General features: G+C 47.0%; 7 protein-coding genes, 3 tRNA genes and 2 rRNA genes. 3 read left to right on the top strand and 9 right to left on the bottom strand.

Translation table 11 applies throughout. The annotated features are described in order from the left end of the window. The 5 genes from AC6R05_RS10250 to AC6R05_RS10230 form a co-directional block, all read right to left on the bottom strand. Positions 1–465 (bottom strand): 23S ribosomal RNA (locus AC6R05_RS10250); the annotation flags it as partial. 320 nt (positions 466–785) lie between these two features. Beyond that, positions 786–861 (bottom strand) — tRNA-Val (locus AC6R05_RS10245). A 50-nt stretch (positions 862–911) separates the two neighbouring features. Next, positions 912–987 (bottom strand) — tRNA-Lys (locus tag AC6R05_RS10240). Between the two features lie 2 nt (positions 988–989). Then, positions 990–1,065: transfer RNA gene (locus AC6R05_RS10235), tRNA-Glu, on the bottom strand. 88 nt (positions 1,066–1,153) lie between these two features. Then, positions 1,154–2,706, bottom strand: a 16S ribosomal RNA gene (locus tag AC6R05_RS10230). 493 nt (positions 2,707–3,199) lie between these two features. Here AC6R05_RS10230 and AC6R05_RS10225 point away from each other — a divergent pair. Next, positions 3,200–3,745, top strand: coding sequence for a gamma carbonic anhydrase family protein (locus AC6R05_RS10225; protein WP_500647282.1), 546 nt, complete (start codon positions 3,200–3,202; stop codon positions 3,743–3,745). On the opposite strand, the gene AC6R05_RS10220 is transcribed toward AC6R05_RS10225, so the two are convergent. The 4 genes from AC6R05_RS10220 to tsaC form a co-directional block, all read right to left on the bottom strand. Next, positions 3,742–4,008 (bottom strand): DUF1488 family protein, encoded by a 267-nt coding sequence (locus AC6R05_RS10220; RefSeq protein ID WP_500647281.1) that lies wholly within the window; start codon positions 4,006–4,008, stop codon positions 3,742–3,744. The two genes, AC6R05_RS10225 and AC6R05_RS10220, sit on opposite strands and share 4 nt — an antisense overlap. 2 nt (positions 4,009–4,010) lie before the next feature. Beyond that, the gene (aroE, locus tag AC6R05_RS10215) at positions 4,011–4,841 is read right to left on the bottom strand and encodes a shikimate dehydrogenase (protein ID WP_500647280.1); all 831 of its coding nucleotides are present in this window, start codon (positions 4,839–4,841) and stop codon (positions 4,011–4,013) included. A 76-nt stretch (positions 4,842–4,917) separates the two neighbouring features. Further along, a complete protein-coding gene (hemF, locus tag AC6R05_RS10210; protein ID WP_150870660.1) occupies positions 4,918–5,835 on the bottom strand; it encodes an oxygen-dependent coproporphyrinogen oxidase in 918 nt (305 codons plus the stop codon). A gap of 21 nt (positions 5,836–5,856) precedes the next feature. Further along, a complete protein-coding gene (gene tsaC, locus AC6R05_RS10205) occupies positions 5,857–6,414 on the bottom strand; it encodes an L-threonylcarbamoyladenylate synthase type 1 TsaC (protein WP_331439953.1) in 558 nt (185 codons plus the stop codon). Between the two features lie 197 nt (positions 6,415–6,611). On the opposite strand from tsaC, the gene purE reads away from it, so the two are divergent. Both purE and AC6R05_RS10195 read left to right on the top strand, forming a co-directional pair. After that, the gene (gene purE / locus AC6R05_RS10200) at positions 6,612–7,097 is read left to right on the top strand and encodes a 5-(carboxyamino)imidazole ribonucleotide mutase (RefSeq protein ID WP_032548673.1); all 486 of its coding nucleotides are present in this window, start codon (positions 6,612–6,614) and stop codon (positions 7,095–7,097) included. A gap of 5 nt (positions 7,098–7,102) precedes the next feature. Beyond that, positions 7,103–8,233, top strand: a complete 1,131-nt coding sequence (locus tag AC6R05_RS10195; RefSeq protein ID WP_500647279.1) for a 5-(carboxyamino)imidazole ribonucleotide synthase — start codon at positions 7,103–7,105, stop codon at positions 8,231–8,233. Positions 8,234–8,258 lie beyond the last annotated feature (25 nt).

Raw genomic sequence — 8,258 nt, 5'->3', positions numbered from 1 at the left:
CGCCTTTCCCTCACGGTACTGGTTCACTATCGGTCAGTCAGTAGTATTTAGCCTTGGAGGATGGTCCCCCCATATTCAGACAGGATATCACGTGTCCCGCCCTACTCGATTTCACTGATTATGATGTGTCGGTTACGGGGCTATCACCCTTTATTGCGGCACTTTCCAGAGCCTTCACCTGCATCATTAAAAGCTTAAGGGCTAATCCAATTTCGCTCGCCGCTACTTTCGGAATCTCGGTTGATTTCTCTTCCTCGGGGTACTTAGATGTTTCAGTTCCCCCGGTTTGCCTCTTGCTGCTATGTATTCACAACAAGATACTTACTTATGTAAGTGGGTTTCCCCATTCGGAAATCCCAGACTCAAAAGGTTTTTACTACCTAATCTGGGCTTATCGCAAGTTAATACGTCCTTCATCGCCTCTGACTGCCAAGGCATCCACCGTGTACGCTTAGTCACTTAACCATACAACCCGAAGAGGTCTTTGATGTTGATGGTAAATCAACCAAGGTTTTTGGTTGTAATAAGAAGGGTTAATTCTTATTACGTGTTTGCCGGACTCAATGGTGATTCAAATTAAATTTGAATCGAATACAAGACACTTGAATGTGTTTGTGTTGTGTTTATACCGTTCTTATTAACTAAGAAGGGATAAACATTGAGAACTTTTAATTTGATTTAAATAACTGTGTTATTTAAATCAGTCAGCTTTCCAAATTGTTAAAGAGCAGATTTCGTTATACTGAAACCATGTTTAAAAGCACTATCGCTAATGCGCTTAAAGATGGTGGGCGATACCGGGCTCGAACCAGTGACCCCCTGCTTGTAAGGCAGGTGCTCTCCCAACTGAGCTAATCGCCCACGATAGTTCTGAAATCGATATTGACCGCTATCTGCTGGGAGAAAGATAGTGGTGGGTCGTGCAGGATTCGAACCTGCGACCAATTGATTAAAAGTCAACTGCTCTACCAACTGAGCTAACGACCCAATGGTATCCCGTAGGGGAGTCGAACCCCTGTTACCGCCGTGAAAGGGCGGTGTCCTAGGCCTCTAGACGAACGGGACACTGCATGAAGATATTGGGATATCTTCGTCTCTTTTACTTTCTAAACCGTATCAATCTGTGTGGACACTTATCGTGAATATCTTCGTATAAGGAGGTGATCCAGCCCCAGGTTCCCCTAGGGCTACCTTGTTACGACTTCACCCCAGTCATGAACCACAAAGTGGTGAGCGTCCTCCCGAAGGTTAAACTACCCACTTCTTTTGCAGCCCACTCCCATGGTGTGACGGGCGGTGTGTACAAGGCCCGGGAACGTATTCACCGTAGCATTCTGATCTACGATTACTAGCGATTCCGACTTCATGGAGTCGAGTTGCAGACTCCAATCCGGACTACGACGCACTTTTTGGGATTCGCTCACTCTCGCGAGTTGGCTGCCCTCTGTATGCGCCATTGTAGCACGTGTGTAGCCCTACTCGTAAGGGCCATGATGACTTGACGTCGTCCCCACCTTCCTCCGGTTTATCACCGGCAGTCTCCCTGGAGTTCCCGACATTACTCGCTGGCAAACAAGGATAAGGGTTGCGCTCGTTGCGGGACTTAACCCAACATTTCACAACACGAGCTGACGACAGCCATGCAGCACCTGTCTCAGAGTTCCCGAAGGCACCAATCCATCTCTGGAAAGTTCTCTGGATGTCAAGAGTAGGTAAGGTTCTTCGCGTTGCATCGAATTAAACCACATGCTCCACCGCTTGTGCGGGCCCCCGTCAATTCATTTGAGTTTTAATCTTGCGACCGTACTCCCCAGGCGGTCTACTTAACGCGTTAGCTCCGAAAGCCACGGCTCAAGGCCACAACCTCCAAGTAGACATCGTTTACGGCGTGGACTACCAGGGTATCTAATCCTGTTTGCTCCCCACGCTTTCGCATCTGAGTGTCAGTATCTGTCCAGGGGGCCGCCTTCGCCACTGGTATTCCTTCAGATCTCTACGCATTTCACCGCTACACCTGAAATTCTACCCCCCTCTACAGTACTCTAGTTTGCCAGTTTCAAATGCAGTTCCGAGGTTGAGCCCTGGGCTTTCACATCTGACTTAACAAACCACCTGCATGCGCTTTACGCCCAGTAATTCCGATTAACGCTCGCACCCTCCGTATTACCGCGGCTGCTGGCACGGAGTTAGCCGGTGCTTCTTCTGCAGCTAACGTCAAGAGATGCCGCTATTAACGACACCCCCTTCCTCACTGCTGAAAGTACTTTACAACCCGAAGGCCTTCTTCATACACGCGGCATGGCTGCATCAGGCTTGCGCCCATTGTGCAATATTCCCCACTGCTGCCTCCCGTAGGAGTCTGGACCGTGTCTCAGTTCCAGTGTGGCTGATCATCCTCTCAGACCAGCTAGGGATCGTCGCCTTGGTGAGCCATTACCTCACCAACTAGCTAATCCCACCTAGGCATATCTTGACGCGAGAGGCCCGAAGGTCCCCCTCTTTGGCCCGTAGGCATCATGCGGTATTAGCCATCGTTTCCAATGGTTATCCCCCACATCAAGGCAATTTCCTAGGCATTACTCACCCGTCCGCCGCTCGACGCCGTTATCGTTCCCCGAAGGTTCAGATAACTCGTTTCCGCTCGACTTGCATGTGTTAGGCCTGCCGCCAGCGTTCAATCTGAGCCATGATCAAACTCTTCAATTTAAGATTTTGTCGACTCAATGAATACTGATTACATTACATAGTAATGTTGAATTGACTGTGCCGAATCTTACGATTCGAATTGGTCACTCAGTTCATTGAAATCAAGTTGAAACCGAAGTTTCTTTTTTGATATTCATCAACGAGTGCCCACACAGATTGATAGGTTTAAATTGTTAAAGAGCTTTTCCTTTTTGAGCTTCGCTCAAATCGGACGGCCATTTTAGCGATTTAAGTTTTAGTGTCAACCACTTTTTTCAAAACTTTTTTCAAGCGCTTAGCTTGGCTAATTTGGCTTGCTGATTCGTTTTGGTTTCTTACGAAGCCATCCCGTGTCAGCGAGGTGGCATTATAGAGATTGCGATCACATTGGCAAGCCCTTTTTTGCGTTTTTTTTAGTTTTTTGATTGTTCGGATAAAAAACACCCAAAAACGGCCATTTATCCTAGTCAGAGACCCAATAATGCTCTTAAGCTAGCTATATAAAGGAGGATTTATGAGTTCTATACGCAGTTATAAAGGTATCGCACCGAAAATAGGCCAAGATGTCTATATAGATGAAACCGCAGTATTAGTTGGTGATATCAAGATTGGTGACGACTCTAGTGTTTGGCCTTTGGTTGCAGCAAGAGGCGATGTTAATCATATCCATATTGGTCAACGTACAAATATCCAAGATGGTTCAGTTCTTCATGTCACTCATAAAAACAAGGAGAATCCTGACGGCTACCCTTTGATTATCGGTAATGATGTCACGATTGGCCATAAGGTGATGTTGCATGGTTGCACCATTCAAGATCGGGTATTGGTAGGAATGGGAGCGATCATTCTAGACAATGTTGTCGTAGAGCAAGAAGTAATGATTGGTGCAGGCAGTTTAGTTCCGCCAAACAAAGTTTTGGAGAGCGGTTATTTATATGTGGGAAGCCCAGTAAAAAAAGCACGTCCTTTAACAGATAAAGAACGTGCTTTTCTCCAGAAGTCTGCCGACAACTATGTTCAGAACAAAAATGACTATCTAGATTCAGTTCGCCCTGTTTAAGACGCTTGAATCTCGATTTGACCAGAGGAGTTAAACTCCTCTTCTTCTATTAACTCTTCTGCTAGTTCTTCTAAGTCAAAACGCAACTCACTGAACACCTCAATGGCTTGCTCATTTGTTACTTTACGTCCTGCCAATTTTCCTAGCTCTTCTAGGGTAATAGTACACTCAATAAGTGCGCCACTTTGTTGAGCAGGGAAAACGACGCATTGATTCTCCGCATCCCAGGTTTGGATATCAGGAAACAAAATTGACTGATTCATTATTAAGCCTCTAGGTTCTTTCTTAATTCTCTGAGGATTTGCTTTGTACCCGGTCTTAGACCGCGCCACAACATAAAGCTTTCAGCCGCCTGACCCACTAGCATGCCTAGGCCATCGTAAGCGGCATGGACACCATTATCCAATGCCCAGCGATTAAAGACCGTGTGTCCCGAACCATAGACCATGTCATAAACGGTACTTGTTGGTGTGAATATCTCGGCGGACACTTGTGGAAGCTCACCACTCAACCCTGAAGAAGTGGAGTTAATGATCACATCAAAGCCTTCATGCACCTCATCAAGTCCAATGCCTGAGACATTACCAAAGGAAGTAAACATTTCTGCGAGTAGTTGTGCTTTGGAAGCAGTACGGTTGGCAATCACTAATTGGCGAGGACTGTGGTCAAGCAATGGCTTAATCACTCCTCTTGCTGCGCCGCCAGCTCCAAGCAGTAGGATACGAGCGTCTTTTAATACCACTTGGTGTTGCAATAAATCTTGGACTAGCCCTTCACCGTCGGTGTTGTCACCAATGATCTCGCCATCATCAAGCTTTTTAAGCGTATTCACAGCGCCAGCTAGTTGAGCTCGCTCAGTTAGACGATCCGCAAATTGGTATGCGTCTTCTTTAAACGGTGCTGTGACGTTACAGCCTTTACCACCATTGCCAAAGAAATCTTTCGCCGCATTGAGAAAATCACCGGGCTCAGGCTGTTGAGATGTATAGGTAAGTTGCTGGTTCGTTTGGCGAGCAAATAGCGTATGAATAAATGGTGATTTACTTTGACTAATTGGGTTTCCAAAAACGGCATAGCGATCTATGTACTGTGTCATATCCTTACCTAACAGAGCTTATGAAAAAGGGTCATCGAATGATGACCCTATCACTATACCTATAAGGAAGGAAGTCTTACCAAACTCTAGGTTTTAAATAGTCTGTGTACAGTAGCGCCTCTGGTGAACCCTCTTGAGGTTCGTATCGATACTCCCATCGTGCCAATGGTGGCATCGACATCAGAATCGACTCGGTACGCCCACCACTTTGTAGACCAAATAGGGTGCCACGGTCATAAACTAGATTAAATTCAACATAGCGGCCACGACGATAGAGTTGGAAATCGCGTTCACGTTCGCCGTAAGGCGTCTCTTTTCTTCGTTCAACAATTGGCAGATAAGCTTGGGTATAACCCTCGCCAACCGCTTGCATGTAAGCAAAGCTCTTCTCAAAGCCCCACTCATTCAAATCATCAAAGAACAAGCCGCCTACACCACGCGTCTCATCACGATGAGGCAAATAGAAATACTTATCACACCACTCTTTATGCTGCTGATACACGTCATCGCCAAATGGCGCACATAGATCTTTCGCTGTTTGGTGCCAAGATTGGCAATCTTCAGCAAATGGGTAGAACGGGGTCAGGTCGAAGCCACCGCCAAACCACCAGATAGGCGCTTCACCCTCTTTTTCTGCAATGAAAAATCGTACATTGGCATGAGAGGTTGGGATATATGGGTTCTTAGGATGGATCACCAACGAAACACCCATTGCCTCAAATTTTCGGCCAGCAAGCTCTGGTCGATGTGCGGTCGCTGATGCTGGCATCTCTTTACCCGCGACGTGAGAGAAGTTCACCCCCCCCTGCTCAAATACAGCACCATTAGTCATAACGCGCGTACGACCACCACCGCCAAGACGCTCACCAGGTTCACGTTGCCATGCGTCTTCTTCAAACGCCGCAACACCATCGGCTTGTTCTAGTTGTTGGCAAATCGAATCTTGTAAGTTGAGCAAGAACTGCTTTACCGCATCTTTATCAATTGCTGACATGTTTCTTCCTTTATGCAGGGTTTAGCCCTGTCTTAATATTTGAGAAGTCTTTGCATCACGGATTTCACTCGGCTTATCACGGCCTCCCGTTTCACCCTCAAGAATGGCCACCAGCTTATGACCAAGCTGCTGCTTCACTTCTTCAGTGGTCATACACGGCGGCTCACCCGATAGGTTTGCGCTGGTAGAGGTTAACGGCTTTCCAAGCGCATTACACATCTTCTGTACCAAAGGGTGATCGGTTACACGTACCGCAATTGAATCGAATTGACCACTTACCCAATCCGTCACTTGTGCACTGGCTGGCATGATCCACGTAACAGGGCCTGGCCATGTCGATTTTACCGTTGCCAGTTGCTCAGAGGTCAGCTGACTTTCATCGATATAAGGGAGCAACTGTTCATAACTGGCAGCAATTAGGATGAGGCCCTTTTCCATCGGACGCTGTTTAAGTTCAAGTAATTTCTGGATGGCTTGCGGGTTATCAGGGTCGCAACCAACACCAAATACACCTTCAGTTGGATAGGCGATCACCTCACCTTGTTGTAATGCCTGTAAAGTATGCTGAAAGTTGTCCACGATTTGCCTCATCTATATCTGCTATTAAACTCGTTAAGTGTACAAATAATCACTAACTGTTACTAAAGCTATTTGTTTATAAAATGTATCAAATAGCAACTTTGACTGACGCAAACGTTTTCCTTGAGCAATTTTCCCCGTATAATGCGCGCAAATTATCTAATCACTTAATCAAATCGTACCTGAAGGAGTTTGAGATGACTGTCGGTATTATCATGGGTTCTAAATCTGATTGGCCAACAATGAAGCTAGCAGCGGATATGTTGGATCAATTTGGCGTAGCGTACGAAACAAAAGTGGTTTCTGCTCACCGTACTCCTCAACTACTGGCGGATTACGCAACGAGTGCAAAAGAGCGTGGTATTAAGGTGATCATTGCAGGTGCAGGCGGCGCAGCTCACCTACCGGGCATGGCAGCAGCATTTACTAGCGTTCCTGTTCTTGGTGTACCAGTACAGTCTAAAGCTCTAAAAGGCATGGACTCACTTCTTTCTATCGTTCAGATGCCTAAAGGTATCGCGGTTGGTACGCTAGCTATTGGTGAAGCGGGCGCAGCTAACGCAGGAATTCTCGCGGCACAAATCATTGGTACGCACAATGAAGATGTGATGGCAAAAGTAGAGGCGTTCCGCTCTGAGCAAACAGAAACGGTACTAGCTAATCCAAACCCTGCAGAGGACTAATTCCCATGCATGTTCTTGTGTTAGGCGCGGGCCAACTTGCTCGCATGATGTCCCTAGCTGGGGCTCCGCTGAATATTGAAATTTCTGCTTTTGATGTTGGCAGCAAAAACATTGTTCACCCATTAACGCAAGCGATTCTAGGCAATGGCTTAGAGAATGCGATTGAGCGTGCGGATGTGATTACGGCTGAGTTCGAACACATCCCTCATGATGTGCTGGAAGTGTGTGAGCGCAGTGGTAAGTTCCTACCGACTACCGAAGCAATCAAAGCTGGCGGCGACCGTCGTCTTGAGAAAGCTCTGCTCGACCAAGCGGGCGTGAAGAACGCCAAATACGCAGTGATCAACTCTCGCGAAAACTTTGACCACGCTATCTCGCATGTTGGCCTACCAATGGTGCTTAAGAGCACACTAGGTGGCTATGATGGCAAGGGCCAATGGCGCCTTAAGTCTTTAGACGCAGTAGAAACCGTTTGGACTGAGATGGCAGAATGCATCGCGGCGACCGACAACCAAGCGATTGTTGCTGAAGAGTTTGTTCCATTTGACCGTGAGGTATCTTTAATTGGTGCTCGTGGTAAAGATGGTGAGATTCAGGTGTACCCTCTGGCCGAAAACGTTCATACCGACGGTGTGCTGAGCCTATCAACAGCGATTGATGATGTTGAGTTACAGGAACAAGCTAAGACTATGTTCACTGCGGTTGCTGAGCGCTTGGATTACGTAGGTGTACTTGCTCTTGAGTTCTTTGATGTTCAAGGTGCACTGCTCGTTAATGAGATTGCCCCACGCGTTCATAACTCTGGCCACTGGACACAGCAAGGTGCTGAAACTTGTCAGTTTGAAAATCATCTTCGCGCCGTATGTGGTATGCCTCTAGGAAGCACAAAGCTGATTCGCCCGACGGCGATGATCAATATCCTGGGTGAGGACACTCTGCCTAACGCGATCTTGGCGCAGGCCGGTTGTCATGTTCACTGGTATGGCAAAGAAAAACGTGCAGGTCGTAAGATGGGGCACATCAATGTTAGTGCTGACTACAACGCCGAACTGCAACGCACGCTTTGCGGTCTAGCTAAGATCTTAGATAAAAGGGCTTACCCAGCGATCCACGATTTTGCTGAGCAGATGCAGTAAATGGAAATCCAATAAAAACGGCGCT

Source organism: Vibrio sp. R11-SG3-ISO9 (assembly GCF_059834255.1).
This window is presented reverse-complemented; position numbering and strand designations above follow the sequence as displayed.